This window comes from Halomonas sp. IOP_14, from assembly GCF_021021315.1.
In the GTDB taxonomy this organism is placed as follows: Bacteria; Pseudomonadota; Gammaproteobacteria; order Pseudomonadales; family Halomonadaceae; genus Vreelandella; species Vreelandella titanicae.
This window is the reverse complement of sequence record NZ_JAINWD010000004.1, coordinates 238,464-260,646: the sequence shown is the minus strand read 5'-3', so window position 1 is coordinate 260,646 and position 22,183 is coordinate 238,464. Positions and strand designations below refer to the sequence as shown.

20 protein-coding genes are annotated in these 22,183 nt (G+C 51.1%); 10 read left to right on the top strand and 10 right to left on the bottom strand.

Going from position 1 to position 22,183, the window contains the following annotated elements:
- Positions 1-83: 83 nt before the first annotated feature.
- From hutU to K7H09_RS05725, 6 genes are all read left to right on the top strand, one after another.
- Positions 84-1,763: a urocanate hydratase gene (gene hutU, locus K7H09_RS05750; protein WP_230804049.1), complete on the top strand. Its 1,680-nt coding sequence runs from the start codon at positions 84-86 to the stop codon at positions 1,761-1,763.
- Between the two features lie 65 nt (positions 1,764-1,828).
- Entirely contained in the window at positions 1,829-3,364 is a 1,536-nt protein-coding gene (gene hutH, locus K7H09_RS05745) for a histidine ammonia-lyase (protein ID WP_027958996.1), read from the top strand.
- Between the two features lie 76 nt (positions 3,365-3,440).
- Positions 3,441-4,787 (top strand): Na+/H+ antiporter family protein, encoded by a 1,347-nt coding sequence (locus tag K7H09_RS05740; RefSeq protein ID WP_230804039.1) that lies wholly within the window; start codon positions 3,441-3,443, stop codon positions 4,785-4,787.
- Positions 4,788-5,601: 814 nt separating this feature from the next.
- On the top strand, positions 5,602-7,593 hold the full coding sequence (locus tag K7H09_RS05735) for an ATP-binding protein (protein WP_230804036.1): 1,992 nt from the start codon (positions 5,602-5,604) through the stop codon (positions 7,591-7,593).
- Between the two features lie 59 nt (positions 7,594-7,652).
- Positions 7,653-8,930: a hypothetical protein gene (locus tag K7H09_RS05730; RefSeq protein WP_230804033.1), complete on the top strand. Its 1,278-nt coding sequence runs from the start codon at positions 7,653-7,655 to the stop codon at positions 8,928-8,930.
- Between the two features lie 386 nt (positions 8,931-9,316).
- Positions 9,317-9,805, top strand: coding sequence for a CreA family protein (locus tag K7H09_RS05725; protein ID WP_230804031.1), 489 nt, complete (start codon positions 9,317-9,319; stop codon positions 9,803-9,805).
- Positions 9,806-9,820: 15 nt separating this feature from the next.
- On the opposite strand, the gene K7H09_RS05720 is transcribed toward K7H09_RS05725, so the two are convergent.
- Positions 9,821-10,396: a CAP domain-containing protein gene (locus K7H09_RS05720; protein WP_230804030.1), complete on the bottom strand. Its 576-nt coding sequence runs from the start codon at positions 10,394-10,396 to the stop codon at positions 9,821-9,823.
- The gene (locus K7H09_RS05715; RefSeq protein WP_230804028.1) at positions 10,377-10,865 is read right to left on the bottom strand and encodes a pyridoxamine 5'-phosphate oxidase family protein; all 489 of its coding nucleotides are present in this window, start codon (positions 10,863-10,865) and stop codon (positions 10,377-10,379) included. Before K7H09_RS05715 ends, K7H09_RS05720 begins: the two co-directional genes overlap by 20 nt.
- A 258-nt stretch (positions 10,866-11,123) precedes the next feature.
- Here K7H09_RS05715 and K7H09_RS05710 point away from each other — a divergent pair, with 258 nt between their 5' ends.
- Positions 11,124-11,378 (top strand): putative hemolysin, encoded by a 255-nt coding sequence (locus K7H09_RS05710; protein WP_138800005.1) that lies wholly within the window; start codon positions 11,124-11,126, stop codon positions 11,376-11,378.
- A gap of 46 nt (positions 11,379-11,424) precedes the next feature.
- Here K7H09_RS05710 and K7H09_RS05705 read toward each other — a convergent pair whose 3' ends face one another.
- The 7 genes from K7H09_RS05705 to K7H09_RS24530 all read right to left on the bottom strand — a co-directional run bounded on the left by K7H09_RS05705 (position 11,425) and on the right by K7H09_RS24530 (position 17,688).
- The gene (locus K7H09_RS05705) at positions 11,425-11,742 is read right to left on the bottom strand and encodes a hypothetical protein (RefSeq protein WP_138800006.1); all 318 of its coding nucleotides are present in this window, start codon (positions 11,740-11,742) and stop codon (positions 11,425-11,427) included.
- A gap of 128 nt (positions 11,743-11,870) precedes the next feature.
- Entirely contained in the window at positions 11,871-12,152 is a 282-nt protein-coding gene (locus tag K7H09_RS05700) for an amphi-Trp domain-containing protein (protein WP_022524071.1), read from the bottom strand.
- Entirely contained in the window at positions 12,149-13,483 is a 1,335-nt protein-coding gene (locus tag K7H09_RS05695) for a metallophosphoesterase (protein WP_230804025.1), read from the bottom strand. The genes K7H09_RS05700 and K7H09_RS05695 overlap by 4 nt, the downstream gene beginning before the upstream one ends.
- A gap of 27 nt (positions 13,484-13,510) precedes the next feature.
- Entirely contained in the window at positions 13,511-14,203 is a 693-nt protein-coding gene (locus K7H09_RS05690; RefSeq protein WP_230804023.1) for a histidine phosphatase family protein, read from the bottom strand.
- The gene (locus K7H09_RS05685; protein ID WP_035539121.1) at positions 14,203-15,312 is read right to left on the bottom strand and encodes an HprK-related kinase B; all 1,110 of its coding nucleotides are present in this window, start codon (positions 15,310-15,312) and stop codon (positions 14,203-14,205) included. The genes K7H09_RS05690 and K7H09_RS05685 overlap by 1 nt, the downstream gene beginning before the upstream one ends.
- Entirely contained in the window at positions 15,309-16,235 is a 927-nt protein-coding gene (locus tag K7H09_RS05680; RefSeq protein ID WP_009287690.1) for a GAK system ATP-grasp enzyme, read from the bottom strand. The genes K7H09_RS05685 and K7H09_RS05680 overlap by 4 nt, the downstream gene beginning before the upstream one ends.
- Positions 16,228-17,688 carry an aminoglycoside phosphotransferase family protein gene (locus K7H09_RS24530; protein WP_230804011.1) on the bottom strand — a complete coding sequence of 487 codons (1,461 nt, stop codon included), beginning with the start codon at positions 17,686-17,688 and terminating at the stop codon, positions 16,228-16,230. Before K7H09_RS24530 ends, K7H09_RS05680 begins: the two co-directional genes overlap by 8 nt.
- Before the next feature lie 258 nt (positions 17,689-17,946).
- On the opposite strand from K7H09_RS24530, the gene K7H09_RS05670 reads away from it, so the two are divergent.
- The 3 genes from K7H09_RS05670 to K7H09_RS05660 all read left to right on the top strand — a co-directional run bounded on the left by K7H09_RS05670 (position 17,947) and on the right by K7H09_RS05660 (position 21,287).
- Positions 17,947-19,182, top strand: a complete 1,236-nt coding sequence (locus tag K7H09_RS05670) for a GAK system CofD-like protein (RefSeq protein WP_230804008.1) — start codon at positions 17,947-17,949, stop codon at positions 19,180-19,182.
- Between the two features lie 34 nt (positions 19,183-19,216).
- On the top strand, positions 19,217-20,206 hold the full coding sequence (locus K7H09_RS05665; RefSeq protein WP_052475578.1) for a GlxA family transcriptional regulator: 990 nt from the start codon (positions 19,217-19,219) through the stop codon (positions 20,204-20,206).
- A gap of 97 nt (positions 20,207-20,303) precedes the next feature.
- Positions 20,304-21,287, top strand: coding sequence for an ABC transporter substrate-binding protein (locus tag K7H09_RS05660; protein ID WP_230804005.1), 984 nt, complete (start codon positions 20,304-20,306; stop codon positions 21,285-21,287).
- A 64-nt stretch (positions 21,288-21,351) separates the two neighbouring features.
- Here K7H09_RS05660 and K7H09_RS05655 read toward each other — a convergent pair whose 3' ends face one another.
- The gene (locus K7H09_RS05655) at positions 21,352-22,170 is read right to left on the bottom strand and encodes an alpha/beta hydrolase (protein ID WP_230804002.1); all 819 of its coding nucleotides are present in this window, start codon (positions 22,168-22,170) and stop codon (positions 21,352-21,354) included.
- Positions 22,171-22,183: the final 13 nt, after the last annotated feature.

Here is a 22,183-nt window from a genome sequence, read left to right as displayed (position 1 = left end):
ATTTAGAAAGTTAACCCTGAATGACTGACCAGGGCACCGCTCTAGACCAACGAATAACGAACAGAAACACAAGGAATGACGCCATGCCAACCAACGATAAACGTCACGATGCTTCACGTAAGATCATTGCGCCGACCGGCACCGAGCTCAGCTGCAAAAGCTGGCTGACCGAAGCGCCGCTTCGCATGCTGATGAACAACCTTCATCCGGATGTAGCCGAAAGCCCCGAGGATTTAGTGGTGTACGGCGGCATCGGCCGCGCTGCCCGTGACTGGGCGTGCTACGACAAAATCGTCGAAACGTTACAGCGCTTGGAAGATACCCAGACGCTACTAGTGCAGTCTGGTAAACCCGTCGGCGTTTTTGAAACCCATAAGGATGCGCCCCGGGTATTGATCGCTAACTCCAACTTGGTACCCGCCTGGGCTAACTGGGAGCACTTCAACGAACTGGATCGCAAAGGCTTGATGATGTACGGCCAGATGACCGCTGGTTCCTGGATCTATATCGGCTCCCAAGGCATTGTGCAAGGTACCTATGAAACCTTCGTTGAGGCGGGTCGGCAGCACTACGGCGGCGAGCTTAAGGGACGTTGGATTTTGACCGCCGGGCTGGGTGGTATGGGCGGCGCTCAGCCGTTGGCGGCTACGTTGGCCGGTGCCTGTTCGCTGAATATTGAGTGTCGGCAGGCGAGCCTCGACTTCCGCTTGCGTACCCGCTACCTGGATGAGCAGGCTGAGGACCTTGATGATGCATTGGCGCGCATTGAGCGATATACCGCCGAAGGTAAGGCTATTTCTATCGGCTTATGTGGTAATGCCGCCGATGTACTGCCCGAGCTGATTAAACGCGGCATCAAGCCTGACATGGTCACTGACCAAACCAGTGCCCACGACCCATTGCACGGCTACCTGCCTTCCGGCTGGACATGGGAAGAGTACGTGGCGCGCGGCAAGAGTGAGCCTGAAACCACCGTAAAGGCGGCCAAGCAATCGATGGCAGTGCACGTGCAAGCGATGCTCGACTTCCAGAAGATGGGCGTACCCACCTTTGATTACGGCAATAACATTCGCCAGATGGCAATGGAAGAGGGGGTTGCCAACGCGTTTGATTTTCCTGGTTTTGTGCCCGCTTATATCCGTCCGCTCTTTTGCCAGGGCATCGGCCCGTTCCGCTGGGTAGCGCTCTCCGGGGATCCTGAGGATATTTATAAGACCGACCAAAAGGTCAAAGAGCTTATTCCTGACGATCCTCATCTGCATAACTGGCTCGATATGGCGCGTGAGCGCATTAGCTTCCAGGGGTTGCCTGCACGCATCTGCTGGGTGGGGCTTAAAGATCGTGCTCGCCTGGGGCAGGCCTTCAACGAAATGGTTAAGAGTGGCGAGCTTAAAGCGCCAATCGTGATTGGTCGCGATCATCTCGATTCTGGTTCCGTTGCCAGCCCCAACCGTGAAACAGAGGCGATGATGGATGGCTCAGATGCTGTCTCGGACTGGCCATTACTTAATGCGCTGCTAAACACTGCCGGTGGAGCCACATGGGTGTCGTTACACCATGGCGGTGGGGTAGGCATGGGCTATTCCCAGCATTCTGGCGTGGTGATTGTGTGTGATGGCAGCGATGATGCCCACGCCCGCTTAGGCCGTGTACTGCGCAACGACCCAGGCACTGGTGTGATGCGCCATGCCGATGCTGGCTATGACATTGCTAAACAGTGTGCCAGCGAAAACGGTCTTGATTTGCCGATGCTCAATCAGTAAAGCCCGCACAAATACAACAGTTGAGAAGGTGGGATGACCACCTTCCTGTCTCTAAAGGCGAATAAATGAAACATCTAGAAATTCAGCCCGGCAAAATGACCCTTGCCCAGGCCCGCCAGATCCACGAAGCGCATGTGCCTGTCACGTTACCGGAAAGCGCCAATGCAGATATCCAGCGAAGCGTCGATTGCGTGAACCGGGTCGTCAGTGAAAACCGCACGGTCTATGGCATTAATACGGGGTTCGGCTTATTGGCCCAGACCCGCATTGCCAACGAAGACCTTGAATCGTTACAGAGCTCCCTGGTGCTCTCTCATGCCACTGGCGTGGGAAGGGCGATAGACGACGCCCTGGTGCGTTTGATTATGGTGCTTAAGGTCAACAGCCTGGCGAGAGGCTTCTCCGGCATCCGCCGTGAGGTATTGGATGCCCTGGTGGCACTGATCAATGCCGAGGTTTACCCACATATTCCACTTAAAGGATCGGTGGGGGCATCCGGTGATTTGGCGCCCCTGGCACATATGAGCGTTGTGCTGCTGGGCGAGGGCAAAGCCCGCTACAAAGGAGAGTGGATTTCCGCCGAAAAGGCGTTGGAAATCGCTGGCCTGGCGCCAATCACGCTGGCACCCAAAGAGGGCCTGGCGCTGCTTAATGGCACGCAGGTCTCGACCGCCTATGCCCTGCGGGGGCTATTCGACGCCGAAGACCTGTTTGCGGCGGCGACGGTGTGCGGTTCGTTAACCGTAGAAGCCACCTTGGGCTCACGTTCACCCTTTGACGCCCGGATTCATGAAGTGCGTGGCCAGCGCGGCCAAATTGACGCGGCCGCCGCTTACCGCCATCTACTCGGTGAAAAGAGTGCCGTCGGCGACTCCCATGCTAACTGCGATAAAGTCCAGGATCCCTACTCGTTGCGCTGCCAGCCACAGGTGATGGGGGCGGTATTAACCCAGATTCGTCAGACAGCCGAGGTACTCGCGGCGGAAATCAACGCGGTCTCTGATAACCCGCTGGTATTTGCCGAGCAGGATGACATTATCTCCGGCGGTAATTTTCATGCTGAACCGGTAGCCATGGCCGCTGACAACCTGGCGTTAGCCATCGCTGAGATTGGTTCACTTGCCGAGCGGCGTGTCTCCTTGATGATGGACAAACACATGTCGCAGCTACCGCCATTTTTGGTCGAGAACGGCGGGGTCAATTCTGGATTTATGATCGCCCAGGTTACCGCTGCGGCGCTGGCGAGTGAAAATAAAGCCTTGGCGCACCCCCATAGTGTCGACAGCCTGCCTACTTCGGCTAATCAGGAAGACCATGTCTCAATGGCGCCTGCTGCCGGTAAGCGGTTGTGGGAAATGGCGGAGAATGTGTGCGGCATTTTAGCCATCGAATGGTTAGGGGCGTGCCAAGGGTTGGACATGCGCCAGGGCTTGACCACTACCCAGCCGCTAGAGCAAGCCAGGCAACTGCTACGTGCGCGCGTTAGTCACTACAAGCAGGATCGCTTCTTCGCGCCCGATATCGAAGCCGCTAGCGAACTAATACGTGAGCGCACCTTAAGCCCGCTGGCGCATCCGCATACGTTGCCAAGCCAGTTTTAAGGCATTTCATGCGTTCCCTGTGGCGCTAGGCCATAGGGAACGCATTATTACCATCTAACAACAAAGTAGGTTTTTCATGAATGCTATCGTTCTGGCTATCCTAGTGATGGTCGGCTTGAGTCTTGCTCGCGTTTCAGTTGTGTTTGCTCTTATCGTCGCCACGCTGATAGGTGGATTATATGCGGGTATGCCTATTGGTGAGATTCTTGACGCCTTTAATGAGGGGCTGGGTAATGGCGCCACCATCGCGCTCTCTTATGCGGTGTTAGGGGCGTTTGCCGTTGCTTTATCCCGTTCTGGTATCACCGAGCTGCTGGCCAGCCGGGCGATTGGACGCTTCCAGTTAGACGAGTCCGGGGGTAGCCGCCGAACGGTCACCTATACACTGCTGGCGGCGCTGTTAGCCGCGGCAGTCAGCTCGCAGAACTTGATTCCTGTCCATATCGCTTTTATTCCAGTGCTGGTGCCGCCGCTGCTAAAGCTGATGAATCATCTGAAGCTTGACCGGCGACTGGTGGCTTGTGTGATTACCTTCGGTATCACGGCGCCGTATATGTTATTGCCCGTAGGTTTTGGGGCGATATTCCTGAATGACATACTGCTCGCGAACCTCAACGAAAGCGGCGCGGCGCTGGGATTGGAAGTGACCCGTCAAATGGTGCCACTGGCGATGGCAATTCCCATTGGGGGAATGGCATTAGGGTTAGCGGTGGCGGTGTTTTGGAGTTATCGCAAGGGGCGTGACTACCAAGACCGTGAGCTGGCCCATGGTGATAAATCGCCCCAAGAGGCCGCGCTTTCTCTAGCCGGTTGGCAAAAGGCCATGTTGGTTATTTCCCTGGTAGGTACGGTCACCGTGCAGCTGATGACAGGCTCGATGGTACTTGGCGGCATCTTTGGGTTTGCCTTGCTCTCCATGAGTGGCGTTTTCCGCTGGCATGAGCAGGACGGTATCTTTACCGAGGGGATGCGCATGATGGCCCTGGTCGGCTTTATCATGATTTCAGCGGCAGGTTTTGCCAGTGTGATGCAAGCCAGTGGCGAGGTGGAAGGGCTAGTGGCGAGTTCTGCCGAGCTTATCGGTGATAATAAAGGGTTGGCCGCATTGATTATGCTGCTGGTCGGTCTCTTTATTACCATGGGCATTGGCTCTTCGTTTTCGACCATTCCCATTATTGCTTCGCTCTATGTGCCACTGGCACTGAGCTTTGGCTTTTCGCCTATGGCGACAGTGGCATTGGTAGGCACGGCCGCTGCCCTGGGCGACGCAGGCTCACCCGCTTCAGACTCCACCCTAGGCCCCACCGCAGGCCTAAACGCCGATGGGCAGCATGACCATATCTGGGATAGCGTTGTGCCTACCTTCCTGCACTACAACATCCCGTTGATTGTGTTTGGCTGGGTTGCTGCCATGGTGCTTTAAATCAGTTGAAGGGCTCTGCCCGTATTACGATTGCGGCGACAATGCTGCCTAACCATACGCCAGCGTATGGCCAACGCCCCGCCTTTGTGCGGGGCGTTGGCGGAAGGGGAGCCAGCCTTGTGCGAGCGCCTAAGGGGCTTCATGCGGCGATGTTGCCAACCATCCACCCACACACCGGCCGCGACCCAGGCCGCGCACTCGTCACCCCGCCCCGCCCGCGCGCTAAATGTAGTGGTTTTTATGCACCCCTGCCTAGGCCGCCAAGCCGCGCCGCTGTTGGGCTGGCTGGTGAAAAATGGGTGCATGAAAATTATGCGAATTCATGCGGGGTTATGCAGCTTTACTGGATAGGGTGGGGAGCAATTAGCGAAAGCTGTGCTATCGGCTGACCGGTAGCTAAAAAGGACATTCCTGACAAGACCCTGTAGAGCCGAAGCCTTCCGGCGCAGGATGGCCTAAAGTTGCAGCAAAACGGTTGCATAGGCGAAAAGGAATGGGCAATACTGCTAAAAATAATTGGATAGAAGCTAAAGATTTGCTTGTGGCTAGGTATTGCAAATCACATAGCAAATGTAGGTGGTGCCGAAGGTGAATGTTTTTTTTGATTACAAAAGCTTGTAGTTCTTCCTGCTCAGGTACCTTTATATCCCAGCTATACAGAAGCTACCAATCCTGAACAGACCAGCCAGTAGAAGCGGCATATTGGTTCAACAACGCTTTATCAGGTTCATTTAGGCCATAGGCAGGCTGTATAATCACTGATAACTCTCTTCATTAATGTTGTGATAAATTATAATTTAATTGGATTTATGATATGGAAAGCTTAGAAACCAGTTCAGCATCAGTTAAAAATGAATTCCAAAAATTTAAACAGGAAAGAGTTCTATCTGAATATATATGGAATTCATTCGATGCGAATGCTTCAGAAGTGAATATTAAGTTTTCAGCAAACGAAACTGGAACACTAGAAAGCCTAAGCGTGTCTGATGACGGGCTAGGAATTGATCCTGAAGAACATGAGGAAACATTCGGTAAGTTTAAAGACTCTCCAAAGAAAAGGGTTTCATCTCCTACAATTAAAGGACAAAAAGGTCTTGGTAGATTTTCATTCCATAAAATTGCTAAGGCTGCAATCTGGGATAGTGTATCAGAAAAGAGTTCTTGTTCGATTGTTATTGATTCAGAATTCTTGAATAATTATGAAGTGAATCATAAAAGGGATATATTTAATCCTGTAAAAACGGGGACTAATGTTGAATTTATTGGTGTTTATGAGCACAATTTAAGTGAGGATTTTGTATTAAATAGGATCCAGCCTAGTTTAAGTAAAGAGTTTTCATGGTTGATAGCATCAAGTAAGAAAAAGAATATTTACATAAATGGCAATGTTGTGCCTATTTTAAATCATATCCATCACACGGAGTCTATAAATGTAGGAGGATATGTTTTTGATATTTCTGTCTATATTTGGGATGAGAAACCAAATGAGAACTCATATATATATTTCTCAGATGCCAACGAAAAAATAATATTAAAAGAGCATTCCAAGCAAAACTTAAAGGCTGGCTTTTATTCTAGTGCGTATGTAGCTTCAGATTTTTTTAATGGTTTTAATGACAAGCCTGATGATTTGCTTTCTACTCTCGATAACAACGAAAAAGAGATATTGAGAGAGATAAAAGAAAAAGCTTTTTCTCTTTTGAAAGATTTGTATGCCGCTTTTAGAAATGAAGCGGCAGATAAGCTTATCGAACAGTACGAGTCTGAAGGGATTTTCCCAGAGTACAAGAATGATTCAATTCCTTTAAAAAGATGGAAGGACGAATCACTCAAGAATACAATTAGAGTTCTATACGGTGCAGAACCATCATTGTTTTCCTCACATCTTAACAAGACCCAAAAACGCATTATTATAAAACTACTTGATAAGCTTACTGTAAGTCCCAATGACGACCTCTTTGACGTCTTAAATGGTGTGGTTTCTCTGGATCATGAAGAGCAAAGAAAACTTGCTGATATTCTTAAGGAAACAAGTCTAGGAAATATAACCAATGCTATAAGTGAAATTCGCTCTAGAAAGAAGGTTATTGATATTATTAATGAATTAAACGAAGAGCACAGCAAAACTACTAAGGAAGTAGGTGAAATACAAACTGTTGTTGAAAATAATTTATGGTTATTCGGAGAAAAATACCACCTTCTTACAGCGGAGGAGCCCGATTTCGAACAAGCTCTAAGAGAGTTGCTTGCTATAAATGGCAACGAAAAATATTACCAAAAAGGGTCAGTTACTCATTCAGATAAAAACAAAGAAATGGACGTTTTCGCTATTAGAAGAAACTTTGATGTCGATGAGAAAGGTAATGAATTCTATCGGTGCTTGGTTGTTGAGCTAAAGAGACCATCTGATACTTTGAAAGATAAACATTTAGATCAGATACAAAAGTATTTTAAGGTGATAAATTCAAACCATCAATTTAATGATGGTCTACATAAATGGGATTTTATACTGGCTGGTCGAAAGATAACTGATGATTCATTAGCACGTACTATGATAGATGCTTCGCTTGAAAACTCAAAGTCACATGCTGAAAAAGGTTTAGTAATGAAGGCTGGTAACTTTAGTATTTTCATTAAGCCTTGGAGTCAGATATTCTCTGAACATAACATCAGGCATAAACACCTTTTAAATCACCTTGAGTTTGATAAAGCAAAGATAACGGGAACACGGAGTGAGCTTGTAAGAGATGCCCAGAATATTGGCTCAGATATCAAGCGAAAAGAAGTCGAGCCAGAATCCAAGTGACTACTCGGCGTACCTGATTTAGGTGTTATCTTGAGTGAGTCTTATAAGAGAAATAGTAGATGAACATCAGTGTTGATGATAAAAAATTTGCCGAATGGATTGGCGAGATACTTAGATGTGATTTATCTGAGCAAGATAATCACTATTTATATGTATTCAAGCATGATGATGAATGCTCATTTAATCTTAGTAAAATTAAGCTTGAAGACACATTAAATGAGCTACGAAACTACACTGAGGTTTCCGAAACGGTGATCTCTAATGGCTCGGAGTACGAAGTGCTTGTAAGAGAAGAAGGGCCTTTCTTTCGTTTTAGACCTAGAGACAATGACTGTGTAGTTGAGGTTGAAGATATAGAAAACAATCTTAGTTACCGCTTAATTAGGCCTTCAACGGTATTTTGTCTTTACCTTATCCATAAGGCGTCTCTCACTGGTGAAGTAAGAGAGCTATCAAAACCAATGGCGCTTAGAAGGATGTACGAGCATTGGGCTGAAGAAAATCTATGTGTACTCGATCTAATCAAGAGAGTCATCGGAGGAAGGCTCACACTTCACTTAAAGTCAAGTGTAGAAAAATCAAATCAGGATTTTGAGCGTTTTAGCTTAGCTTTTTTGTTTAATTTTACTTATAATACTGACTCAGCACTTGTTCCGCAGAGAGATTTTGAAGAGCTTCTCAGGTCAAATAGAATTACTCGAAGTCGCAGATTTAATTTGGAAGAGTTAGATCCACCTAGGAGATATTATCTGCCAGATTTGGTTCATTATTATCAATTGGCCGTTGGTACTAAAAATCCAATGCTTGAGTATCTTTCCTACTATCACATTGCGGAGCACTTTTTCGAGTCTGTATTCAACGATGAGTTGATAGATAAAGTGAAAGACACAATTACACATCCTGAGTTTTCATATAAAAGAAAGAAAGATATTTCTTCCCTAATCAAAGATATTGGTAAATCTATTAAAATGCGCGATGAAAGCATGACATTTAATGAGCAAGAAGGACTTAGGTTGTCACTCATTAAATTTGTTAATGTGGATGAACTTGTAGATAAAATTAAAAGCTACGATGAAAGTCTGTTAGAGCACTATAAAACTAATGCAGTTTCATTTGCTGGTGGCGTAACAGTAAATCTTGAGTCTGATGAAAGAGAGCTATGCTTCAAACATTTAGCTAGTAGAATATATAAGACTCGAAATGCCATCGTTCATAGAAAAGAATCAGAAAAGACTAAATATACCCCGTTTAGAGATGATCAAAAGCTAGTTAAAGAAGTTCCATTAATTCGCTTTGTGGCAGAACAAATTATTTTTTCTACTTCCCAGTTAGCTTAGCAGCTAGCAAGCGTATGTTGTCTGGCTGGTTTTCGGCTCTGCTCCAAATCAGCCGCAAATGCAGGCTTAAAGACCGCTCCTGGTGGCAAGCGGTACATATGCGTCACAAACATGATGTTATACAATAACATGCTGTTCGCGTAGTTCAGGCGGGGTGCTGGTATACTTAGTGGCATAATGTATTTTTCGTATTTATATTTATTTTTTTAAAATCATGTTGTTATATGGCTTTTTTAGACTCCTGCCAGGACGCCATTCGCCTCAACCGCTTTACTTTTACCCCCGTTCTACGCCTCCTTTTTTCCGATTCTTCTCCAACAACTGCACGCATCAGGTATGCTCTTCGCTTGCCCCTCACGCGGCTGACCATTGCCAAGGAAGTTCCCATGCTTTTCCCAAAACGCGTTGCTCTCAAGTCGCTCATTGCTATGTTGGCGCTATTGCCGCCCACGCTATTTGCTCAGGATGCTCATATTGGCAGCGTACGTACCGAGTTCAAGCTGCTGGGCCCGAACAACACCATTGAAGTGGAGCGCTTCGATGACCCAGACGTTCAGGGAATCTCCTGCTACCTCTCTTATTCCCAGATTGGTGGGATCTCTGGTGCGGTGGGGCTTGCTGAAGAGGCCAGTGAGGCGAGCGTGGCGTGTCGGCAGACAGGAGAGATTGTCTTCGACCCTGCGGAAGTAGAGGAGCAAGAGGTGATTTTTAGTCAACGCCGCTCGGCGCTTTTCAAGAATATGCGCGTCGTGCGCATGCATGACGCCGAAACTCAGACCTTTGTGTACCTGACCTATAGCACCAAGCTGGTCGATGGTTCGCCTAAAAACGCGATTACGGCTGTCCACTACGGTGAGTTAGGAGGCGGGCAGTAATTGACTCGTGGGCGCTTAGCGCGGGTTGCCTAGCGTTTGTGTCCAGTAGGTTGAGTAGCGCGATTCTGAATCCTCGGCTTTTGCCATGCCCATTTCGGTAAAGGCGTCATTCATGATGTTGCGGCAGTGGCCGGGGCTGTCTAGCCAGCCTTCCACCACGGCGGAAACGGAGGTGTGGCCAGCGGCGATATTCTCACCCACGGCCTGCCACACGTAATCCTGGTTACCCACACGCTGCTCAATACCTGCGCCTTCCGGGCCGGTATGGCTAAAGTAGTCATTCTCGGCCATGTCCTGGGAGTGGCTTTTGGCCGCTGCTTCCAGCTTGCAACTCCATGCTAACGACTCTACGGCCTCAAACTGCTGGTCGCCGCATTGTCGCGCTTGGCTGCGCGCCTCGTTGATTTGAGACAGCATTGCCTGCTGCTGATCGTTCAGTTCGCATTCGCCCTGTGGGGGAGCATTATCACCCTGGGTTTGATCATTGGCCCATAAGCTGAATGAACCCATAAGCAGCATGATAACGGTCAGACCGTAAAGCGCCCCGGCAGCGGGGCGCTTGGGAAGGAAGTTACCCACCGAACTTTTCATTCTCGCCAAGGTTCGGCGTGGCGTCCTTTTTGAGGTTGGCTTTGGCGATTTCGTAGAGCTGGAATGTTTTGCTCTCTTTGGCTTTCCAGTGCTCCCCCATCTGCACTTTAATTTCTAGCAGGGCGACGTCTGGGTCATCTTTACCTTCGGGGAACCAGGCGGCGACGAAAGGGTTCCAGTATTTTTCGATCAGTTCGCGGTTATCTGTCAGGTTGGCTTTACCCGATAGTGAAACGTAGACGCCATCTTCTTGGTCGGAGAAGCTAAGGCACACATCGTGGTCGCTTTTTGTTTCAAATACCTTTTCGGCACTGCGGCGGGTGAAGAACCACAGGGTGCCGTCGTACTCATCTTGCACCAAGTGCATTGGCCGGGCGCGTGGGGTGTCGTTATCCAACGTCACCAGCATGCCGACTTTGATATCTGTGATCATCTTCCAGATCTTCTGCTTATGTTCCGGGCTGGACATAGCGTCACTCTCCTTATGAATACGATCCTGGCCTTATAAAATAGATACTGGCCTTATGAATTCAATGCTGAAAATAGCCATAGACAATGCTTGTACATCGAAGATGACTAGCTACAGCCTAGCTACCATTTTCCATATCAGCAAACGCTCTATGGAATCATCATATCTCTTGCCCAGTAACATCCTGCTTGATGTGTCCGCGGTTACTCACCAGAATCAAAGTGACGCTGAACTGTATGCTCAGGGAGAGAGGTTCCAATGCTTACAGGATCTATATACCGCTACTGCCCAATTGTAGCGTTACTGATGCTCGGCGGCTGTGCCACGGGCGGGGGAGACCCTCATTCTCAAAATCAGATGACCCAATACGCGGCAGAATACTGCAGAAGCGTCGGCGGGGAGAATGAAATTCGCGAAAGTAGCCTAGGCACTGGCCGCTATTGCCGCTTGCCTGATGGCCGGGTTGAAAATGAGTGGAAGTTATATCGTACCGAGCATCTCGATAATGACTAGCTGACACCTTTGATGCCACCCAGGCCAGCCACTGGGTGCCAAGGGCCTAGCTGTTTTTGGTTGTATGCCTTTTCTTAAAGCCAATCATAACCGCTAGCAGCCCGCACGCCAGTGCTGGCAGCAAAACATCAAGCACTGAGTCTAACGTCCATCCACGCCAGACGCCCTCAAACATACCGACCGGTAGCGTTTCGCCCCATTCCCAACCTCGTTGGATGCCTAGCCTGTATTCGTGCTGAGCAATCTCGCGGCCAAGCAGTATCGCCACCGGGATAACACCGGCCACGTAAGCAGAAACAAAGGGCAATAGTGAGAGCTGAATGATCAAAGCGATAACGACGTGCTCTAAATGTGTGACGTCCATTTCCCCGCTCCCATAGCCTTTCTCCCATAACTTTTCTTCCGTGAGCCTAAAGGGCTCAAGCGCGTACATGGGCATGATACTCCCACATTCATCGTGGGGGGCACAGGGTGTCTGGTGGAGCCTAACTCCTAGCGTTTACCCGCTTTTGTTTTAATTTTGGGAGGAGTGTCGGAAAGCTCTTTCTCTTTGGTGCGCCATTTAATCTTTACTTCTACCTCCTGTTTATCGCCTTCATCACTGGCGCGCAGGGAGACTTGCAGCAACTGCTGGGGGGAAAGTACCAGCTCACCTTCACTTTCCTGGAAGGCTAACTCGCCTTTGTTGATCGCATTTGCCAGGGTAATCAGTAACTCTTGGGTTGACTGACGATCCAGCAGGGAATCGTGACTGAATTTCGTTTTTGACTTCATTTAGCGGGCTCCACCAGTTTTCCTTTGCGGCCGGGCTTGAACACTTTTGCCTGAGGGTAATCGCAGCTAAGGCCGATCACCCCACGGTTTTTGTCGATTAACGTTACCCCTACACCGTAACCATCGAGCCCCTCATTTTTACGCGAGTGAGCGTCCAGGGTGATATCGGCTTCGATATGGATAAGCCCGTTTTTGAGCGTGACCCGCTGGCCAAAGTGTTGGTTGATATGGCCGTGAACCAGCACCTGAATGCCTGCCCGCCGGGCAACGTAGGCGCCTCGCGGTGTAAGGGGGAGATCGGCTTTACGGTATTTGGTTCTAAAGGTATTGGCCAAAGAGCCATAATAAAAACTGAACAGGTTTTGGTGCATTAGGTTTTTTTTGAAAGCCCGATTGACATGTTTTACGCCGTACTTGGCCAGCAGTTCGGCCATATGATCATCGAGGCCGGCATGCAGAAACAGAAAGGAACCGCGCTTTTTAACCAACTGCATGCGTCGGAAAAACCAGCTAAATTCCCCCGATTTGTTAAGAAATAGCGAACGACACTTCATCGCCGCGGCGTAGACTTGGGTGAGCGACAGGCCGTTTTTTGCACAGTGCGCCTCGAAGCTCTGCGCCTTGGTGGTCATCTTGCTGATTTCACGCTCTATACCCTCGGGGGTGAGAAACCCGGCGGCATAGAAGGGGAAGTTTTCGAACCAGTCGTTGCCTGGAAACAGCGCCTGTCGGCACGCCTGCTTGGACGGTAATCCTTTGTCCCACTGGGTATCGGCCAGGTATTGATCGAATACCTCTTTAAACAGCGGTATGACCTTCTTGCCCATGCGCACAAAGAGATGTTGGCTACCGGCGTCAGTGTCGCGTTCCAACGATAGCAGCCCCATCAGCAAGCGGAGATCATGGTTACCGGCCAGCAGAGTGATATCTGCTTTGAGGCGGTATAAATGGGCCAGGCTGCGCAGCATCATCAGATTGCTGGGGCCTTTGTCCAGGCAGTCTCCGCCCACCACGATTTCGGCTTTTTTGCCGAATTTCGTCAGTGTATATTCACATAGGTGGGAGCCTTCGCGTTCGATGACGCCTGCAGCAATTAGCGAGGCTTCAAATGCCTCGGCATCCGCATGGGGGTCTGAGATGAATGCCACTGGCTTTTTGGGCCAGGCGAAGCCCTTTTTTCGCGAGCGCTTAACAAAGGTGCTGAGTGCCTCATCGTGATTGACCGAAGTCGCATCATCGGGCCAGGGCGCCCACTCTGTCGGAAGGCGCGTCAAGATGGCGTTGTGATACGGTTGTTTGCTTACCTTTGGAATAACATTGAACGCGGTCATAGAAGCCATCTTATTCATCGCTATCGTTTAATCGAGTGGGTCTGCTGGCTGGCGCTGTTTCCAGTTTCCGTACAGTCGGTGCCAGCCTTGGTTATGCCGCTCGAAAACGACCGGATGACCATGAAACATACTTAACCGTTTAATATCGCTGAAGGGTATGACATTTAAATGATAGCTGGCGTGGCGAATAGAGGCGCCGTGGCCCACTACCAGCTGTAGTCGTTTAGCCCCCTCAAGTCGCGGCGGTATATCTAAAAGTGCTTGTAAATGTGCAGCGACCCGTTCGCCTGCTTCCAACAGCGATTCCGCGCCGTCGAAGGGCAGTCTGAAATCGCTGGCTGATTTCCAGCCCTTAGGTAAGGGCTCAAGGCGAGGGTCGAAGGTGACGATCCGTTCTATTTCCTGAATGCTCAGATTGGCCAACGCCCCAACGCTGCGTTCACAAAGGGCCGAAAAGCTGCGCGAACGGGGTGGCTCCGCAAACAGCGGCGTTAGCTCTTCGCGGAAGATTTCAGCCGTTTGCCAGGCTCTTAGCAGCGTCGAGCAGTGTATCTCCGCATTGAGCTGATAGCCTGAAGTGGCTAGCCACGCGCCGAACCGACGCGCCTGCTCTCGAACGTCTTCCGCACCCTTTTCCGTGAGCGGGTAGGGCTGCAGGGCGCTGGGTGTATCCGCCAGTTGAGAATATTCACCGTGCCGAATCAGCGCCAGTGCCACCATCAGAGAATGCCTTTGGCTTGGAGTAGCGCAATGGCACGCTCAAAATCGATGGTACCGGTGAGGCGCAGCACTTCAACGCTCGCTAGATGTTCGGCATAGATCTTGGCAGATTGGGCTTGCTCGGTGGGAAAGTGGCCATCCACGTGCTGAAAAAATGGCCCTGGGCTTTTGCGCAAGCCCTCAAGCGCCTCAGGTGTTTGGGTGATATCCACGCTACTCAGGGCTGTCGGGGCGGTAGCGTCTAATGCCCAGTCCAGCAGTATTAGGTGTTTGAGCGTGCCGGAGAGAGCGGTTTTACCCTCGCCATAGGCGTTAGGAATCAACACATCGTACTTCTGCTCAATATCCCATAGCTGGCTTTTGGGCATGTCGGTAAATCGGTCGCGCTCTTCAGTAGGCAGTATGTCGATTAATCGCTCAGAATGGATCAGCGTGCCCGGGTTAACGCGAGGATGTTTGGCGACACCGAGAACGCTTACCCAGCCGTTTTCGGGCTTAAACAGAATCCGGTCATTGGAGAGAAAGCGCGCCGTTGCGGTTTCCAGCGCTTTCAGCATTAGCGTCGATTTACCACCACCGGAGCTGGCGGCAATGGCCGTGACGTTGCCATCGATATCAAAGGCCGAGGCGTGGCCGAGCAGGTAACCATCGCGTTGATGATGATTGAGGAACTGGTTGTTAATAAAGTTGATGACTTGCGATGAGTGCTTGTTTAACTCGCCAATCGCAGCTGGCGCCGTTAACGATTGGAACAGCGCCATCCCCGTGCGTACTTTATGAATCCAGCGCCCTTGAGGAGTATCCACGTAGGCCTCTTTCAGCCCCAGAGCGCTGGTTTTGGCCCGTGTTACCGCTGTCCACTCGCGGCCGCTGGTATCCGCTTGCTGATCCAACAGCCATACCGGTAGTTCTGGCTGGTCAAGGGTATGGACTTCTTTCGGGAGCAAACCAGACGCCGTTAAACCAGCATAGTAAACCTCAAGATGGTCAAGAATGGCTGGGTGGTCGGCCAGCACGCGAATTGTTAAACCATTGAACGTCAGCGGTAACGCATAGGTACAGGCGGCCTTAGCCCCGTTGATTTGCTGATTATCAAAAAGGTTGATCATTCACCTGCCTCTGCTGTCTCTGTCTCTGCTGTCTCGGCCTCAAGCTGGCTAAGCACATAATCACACAGCTTCTCAGCAGCATCGATACCACAGCCTTTTTTCGCGCCGCTAAATCCACCGAAGGCCGAGACCTCAAAGACCACGGGCCCTTCATCGGTCAATGCAATGTCTACAGTGGTAAAGCTTAGATCGAAGCATGACTGGGCTTTTAGGCCAAGTTCAATCAGCTCAGGGCTTGCATCAAAGGTTCGATATTTGCCCCCGCTGTGTATCGTTGTATTCCACGATTTGTCATCGCCGACACGGGCATAGGTGCACAGGTACTTGCCGCCTAGAAATACCATGCCTAGATCTTGACCGCCCAGGTTGACGAATTTCTGAAGGTAAAAAAGGCCATGCTTAGCCTTAAATTTATTCAGTATTTGGGTGTTGGCTTTAACACCATCTGCCGCTTTTAACACCACCATGCCGCGGGCTTTGGTTGAGTAGAGCGGTTTTAGGATCAACTTCCCGAACGTTTGGATAGCCTCCAGCGCTGCATCAGTGCTCTCGGTTACTCGGGTCGCGGGCAGCGGGATACCGCCGGATGCCAGGGCGGCGGTGCCCTCAAGACGATTAATCAGGCGCCCCACCTGGCTTGGCGAGCTGAAACAGCGCACCCCGTCCGCTTCAAGGGTTTTGAGCATGCGCAGTCGGTCGTCGGCGGCAGGGGAGTAGGTTTCGCTTATTTTTTTGATGATCACCCCGTCAAGCGTGTTGAGCAAGGTGTCCCGATAACGTAACTCGCCGGTTTCAAGTTCCAGCACTACGTCAGCCATATCGATAACGCAGCGGTAGCCGGTGCGCTGTTCCAAATGATTCGCCAATACTTCGGTTGACCATTTGCCAGGTATCCCAATGACCGCAATTCGCTTATTAATCACTAAAAATATCCTCTAGGGGAAGCCTGTACTTCTCTATTTTCTCAGGGGTTAGAAGTGTTATGGCCTCTAGCAGGTAGCTCGCTCTAAGGGCGAGTCGGTTGGCAAAACGTTTGTCGTAGATAAAGCGCGTAGAGGTGGCAAAGGAGCGCCCCAGCGCGATGGCTAGCCGCGCATCAAAGCTTACATCGTTATTCTCTTTGGCGAACCGGCGCGCAAACTGATAGAGCTGTCTGATCAATCCCATTAGTTCGGCTCTAGGGGCCGCATCCATAATGGGCAGCCGATAAATTGACGCCATCAGAACGGATAAATCCTGAACATAATCAGAATAGGAGGCGCGATGTAGGTCGATAAAGTAGATGCGATTTTTGAGTTCGTCATAGATGAGGTTGTCGACGTTAAAGTCGCCGTGGATCAGCACGGAAAATGGCGCCCTAAGCTGACGCTCTAGGGGCTCTACGCGATCGATCAACTCATCAAAACTGGGGCGGGGCAGTCCGCAAATGGTTTGGTGTGTATGAAACAGTGTCGGGTGCGTGTGACGGGTTTCGGGCATGCGTTTACGCAACTGCTGCATATACTCGGGCTGAGCCGGCTCGTTGGTACGTGATGTCTTCCAGATCTTTCTCAACGTCCGTTGGAGTGTGTGGGCAAGTTGCTTGGCGGATTTCCACTGGTCGTTTAACAGTAGTGACTCAAGCGTTCGACCGGGGAGGTGTTCGATCACCATTGAACCCAGTTCATCCCCCTGCTCGACATGGTGCGAGAGAACCGTTGGAGCCACCTTAGGATAGACCCGTTTCCATTGATCTACCCCGTAAAGTTCTTCAATGACTTTCTGGCTTTCACCCTCTTTGTAGACTGCCATCATCTTGCCAGAGGTGGCGTGCTCGGCTCTCAGTGTGGCAATGGTGCTGCCGCTGCGGGTAAGCGCAAGCCGCTCAACGGTAAAGTCGTCATTCTGGGCGGTCATCGCGTGGGCGGCATTTTTCAGTTGCTTGTAGTTTTGCAAGCGTACGGCAGGGCCGAAGTTGGCGGCGAGTAGGGCGTCGGCAAGCTCCGAAAGCAGATGGATCATACGGTTAAGCTGAAAATCCACCACGGCGCTGTTACGCATGCCTGAAGCGTCCTGCTCAAAAGCAATGGTTAAGCGGGCGGTTATTTTGGGAATTCGGCGTCCAATTTTCAGGCCTTGGCGAGTGTTTGCATCATCGATATTAATGATCACCAGCTTCAATGATTTACCCACCAATCGAATGAGCTTGGCGTACTCTTTTCGCGATTTATCGGGAAGCTGCTTTAGGGCCTTGATGGCGGTGAATTCAAGGCAGGATTGGCCTAACTGGTCAAGTAGTCGGGCTAAGCGCTCAAGGGATTTGGATTGCTGAAAACCCTGCCCATCGACTTTGCGTCGCTGCACATCCATGGCGACGGCGAGCTCAACTTTCTCCACCAGCGTGTTCCTATAGCCTTTGCGATTGATCAGGCGCCGAGAAACGGATTCACTTGGCTGAGTCACATAAACTTCAACTAACTCGAAGTGATTTTCAACTTCGAATCGTAGAAAATAGAAATGCTCCAAAATCGACGTATTGATACGCTGCCTCACCAAGATAACGTGCGCTTAGGTGGTTACTGCTTCTGAGAGTCAACAGTATAAGTAACAGTGCCATCGTTTACGTTACATGTTTCTTACAGTTCAAAGAGTTGTATGAAAAAAAGACGTTTTATCGGTACCCGAATGTGCCTGCCCCGTGAGATTGGCAAGGGGTTGGATCTGCGTCTGGCCAGATACCGAAAAGCCCCCGAGTTAGGGCCGAAAATACTCTTCTTTAGTGGCGGCACGGCACTAAGACATTTTTCTGAGGTGTTGACGGACTATACCCATAACTCCATTCATCTGGTTACCCCTTTTGATTCAGGAGGCAGCTCGGCAGAGTTACGCCGGGCCTTCGCGATGCCTGCGGTGGGCGACCTAAGGGCACGCCTGCTTGCTCTGGCTGATGATTCTGTCACCGGGCACCCAGAGGTGGCTGCGCTTTTTTCACATCGGCTATCGGCAAGGGAGGGGGAAGACGCGACGGCAAAGACAGCACTTGAGCAAAGTCTGCAGGCCCTTGTCAGTGCTAAGCATCCGCTGCTCAAGGCAATTGCTGAGCCCATGCGGTCGCTGATCCAGAGCTATATCGCCGCATTCTACAAACATATGCCCAAAGATTTTAACCTCGCTGGTGCCAGTGTGGGGAACCTGATCTTGACCGGCGGTTATCTGATTCATGATCGCTCTCTGGATCCGATTGCCTTTCTCTTTGGTCAACTGATCAAGACCCGCGGCACCGTTCGGACAACGACGGATGCCAACCTTCAACTGGAGGTATTGTTAGAGAACGGTCGAACGATTATTGGCCAACACTGCTTTACCGGCAAAGAGACGGCTCAAATCGATTCGCCTATCAGAGCGATAAAATTATCAGGCGAGGCGGACGATATCGATACCTTGGATGCTTCCAAAGTGTGTAAAGAGACCCGTAAGCTCATTGATTCGGCTGAGCTGTTGGTTTTCCCGCCGGGTAGTTTTTATAGCAGTGTCATTGCCAACCTGCTGCCCAAGGGGGTTGATAAGGCATTGGCTAAAAATCCGTCACCCAAAGTGTATGTGCCAAGCCTGGGAACTGATCTTGAAACGCTTGGCATGACGTTGGTGGATCAGGTTCAAGTGCTCAATGAGCATTTGTCTGGCACACTCGAATCCCTATCGTCTAAGCGGTCTTCAATCGATTTTTTACTGTTTGATTCGCAGCTTCTGAGTGTTTCGGCTGATCAGATTGAGACGCTACGCGATGAAATGGGTATTCAAATCATTGATCTAGATCTTGCGCCGGAGAATGCTGATACCCAACGTTATGACGACGTTAAGCTGGCTGAAGCGCTGCTTGGGTTGACCTGACACCGACATACTCTAAATGACCTTGGGCATTGCTATGCGTCTTAGTTACCAGGGCCCGCTGCCTGAAATGGTGGGGTTTTTGCTATTGCCGCAGTATTCGATGATGGCTTTCTTTGCGGCGGTGGAGCCGCTGCGAATTGCCAACCGCATTGCCCATCGACCGCTGTTCGACTGGACGTTGATTAGCGCTGATGGCGGGCCGGTGACGGCGTCGAACGGTATGACCTTGATGGTGGATCACGCAACGGCGGATGTTCACCATTTGCCCTCGCTTGCGGTATGCAGCGGCTTTACTCCCGAGGCGCATCTTACCCGGCCGTTAATGGCCTGGCTTCATCAGTTGGATCAGGCGGGCTGCTGTTTGGGTGGTATTGATACCGGAGCGTTTCTACTCGCCGCTACAGGGTTATTAAAGCACGAGCGGGTGGCACTGCACTGGGAGAGTCTGCCCGCGTTTCGTGAGCGTTTTCCGGGTATTGACACTACCGATGAGCTTTACGAGTTGGGCGAGCGGCGCTTCTCCTGTGCGGGTGGGGCAGCGGCGATGGATATGGCGCTGGAAGTGATTGCCCGGCGGCATGGCGCAAAGTTGGCTATCGATGTCTCCGAGCAACTGATCCATGACCGAATTCGCACCCGCAGCGATCAGCAGCGCATGGCGTTGGTGAAGCGCTTAGGTACGCATAACCGGCGCGTTGTGGAGGCGGTTGCGCTGATGGAGCAGAACCTGGAAGAACCGCTCCCCCTTGACGAGATAGCCAGCCAAGTAGAGGTATCGGTGCGCCAGTTGCAGCGTCTGTTTGAGCAGGAGCTAAACGTGACCCCGCGTCAATGGTATTTGCAGCTGCGTGTGAAGCGCGCCCGGCGGCTGCTGGCCGAGACTGACTTAGCGGTATTAGAAGTGGGCGTGGCCTGTGGGTTTAGTTCGTCGTCGAGCTTTGCGCGTACGTTTCGTGCGCATTACGGCTACTCGCCTCGGCAGGTGCGTTCTGCCATAGCGGAGAAGACCTTTAAAGCGCAATGAGTGTCGCTTAATGCCTGATAAGCGTCGCTTAGTGTCTAGTGATAGGGGAGTAGCCGCGCATACTAGCTAAACCCAACTAATAAAGAGGTTTAGCCAAATGTCGGTCACAACTAGCTTCGCCACCACTAGCTCTGCCACTACCAGCCCTACCACTACTAAGACGCTGTCGTTGACAGCGAGTTTTTTACTCGCTGCGTTTACTGCCACACCCGCTATGGCAGAGCTTGATGAACTGCGCTTTGGGGTGCCGCCGTGGCCTGGGGTGACGGTAAAGTCTGAAGTGGCGGCCCAGCTACTTGAGACCATGGGGTACGAGACCCGACAGCAAGATTTAGCCGTGAGCGTTATCCTCGAAGGCTTAACGCGGAACGACTTGGAAATTTATCTAGGCGGCTGGTATCCCGTTCAGACTGATATGGTCGAGCCCCTGGTGGCCGACGGTAAAGTCGAAAAAGTGGTTTCCAATATCCGCGGCGCCAATTCCGGGCTAGTGGTTCCCCAGTATGTTTACGATGCAGGCGTCACCACGGTGGCTGAGCTGGCAGAGCATCACGACCGCTTCGATGGTGAAATTCAGGGGATTGAAGCGGGCACCGGTATTAACGATGCGATTCTCAATGCCATCGATAATGATCTTGCGGGGCTGGGCGATTGGCAGCTCCGCGAAAGCTCGACTTCGGCCATGCTGGCCCAGGCTGAGCAAAAAATGGCCGATGAAGAGTGGGTGACCTTTGTCGGCTGGGAGCCTCACTGGATGAACGTGAGCTTTGATCTGGCCTATTTAGCCGATAGCGATGACGCGGGCGTGGCTTCTATTGAAAGCACGGTATGGACAATTACCCCTGCCAGCCTGGCGGAAGAAGCGCCTGAGGTTCACCGCTTTCTGTCGCAGTACGTGATCGATATCGAAGATCAAAACGATTGGGTGCATGAGTACAGTTACGAAGAGCGCCCGGCGGATGAAGTGGCTAATGAGTGGATTGGCAACAACCTGGATACCGTTGCCGAATGGCTGGAGGGGGTTGAAACCCGCGATGGGGAGTCCGCCATTGAGCAGGTGCGAGCCCAGTTCGACTCTTAATAGTTATTCGTTAATAGCACGGCTCGTAAAGCCTAAGCTGTGATTAACGACAAACAGCGCCTTATTAATTAAGGCGCTGTTTTAGTTTTTGGCAAAAGTCCTGCCAAGCCGCACTCATATCGGGTAGCAGCGCATGGGCGTGAAGGGCGGCATGAACCATGTTCGGGGCGCAGCGATAGCCTACCGAGGCACCTTCCTCGCGCCAATTGGCTATTGCGGCTTCGATGGGTAGTGTCAGTGGATCCCTCTCCACGGTAAGCATTTCAATGCTTGTGGCAGGAGGGTGGCGATCACGCTGAGTCGCAATGATGTCAGGACACTGTTGACGAATGCCGAGCACATCGCCGCGTGAAAGCAGTGGCGCATCTTCTCCCAAGCATTCAAGGGAAAGCGCGCCAACGGTTGGGTAGATCAATCCTAGCGGCGGCGCTTCATTGCGCTGATGGGCAAGGTCAATGGCTAATCGCCCGCCCGCGCTGTCACCCACCAGCGCGATAGGTTGAATCGCTTCTAACACCGTACGGCAGTCTGCCAACATGGCGGGGTAATCTACCTCTGGTGCCAGCCGATAGTTAACGCTTACCACTTCACGCTCAAGCATCTGGGCCAAGCTGGCGGCGGGGCCATGGTGGCTCTCTGTTGAGCCGATGGTAAAACCGCCGCCATGGATAAACAGCGCGCGGCCTGGTGTGCGCTGCTGGGGAATAAAACGGCGCACGCGAATACCACCCAAAGCGCTATTTTTAACCCGCATTCCTGCCGGGTCGGGTGGGGCGAACGTTTGGCAAAGCTCAACGTAGGCGCGCCGTGCTTGAGGTAATGGCAGCTCCTTTATCTTTGCCAGCCCGGCGCTAAAGCGCTGAATGAAGTCGTCCACGTTCATCGCTACTGTAACC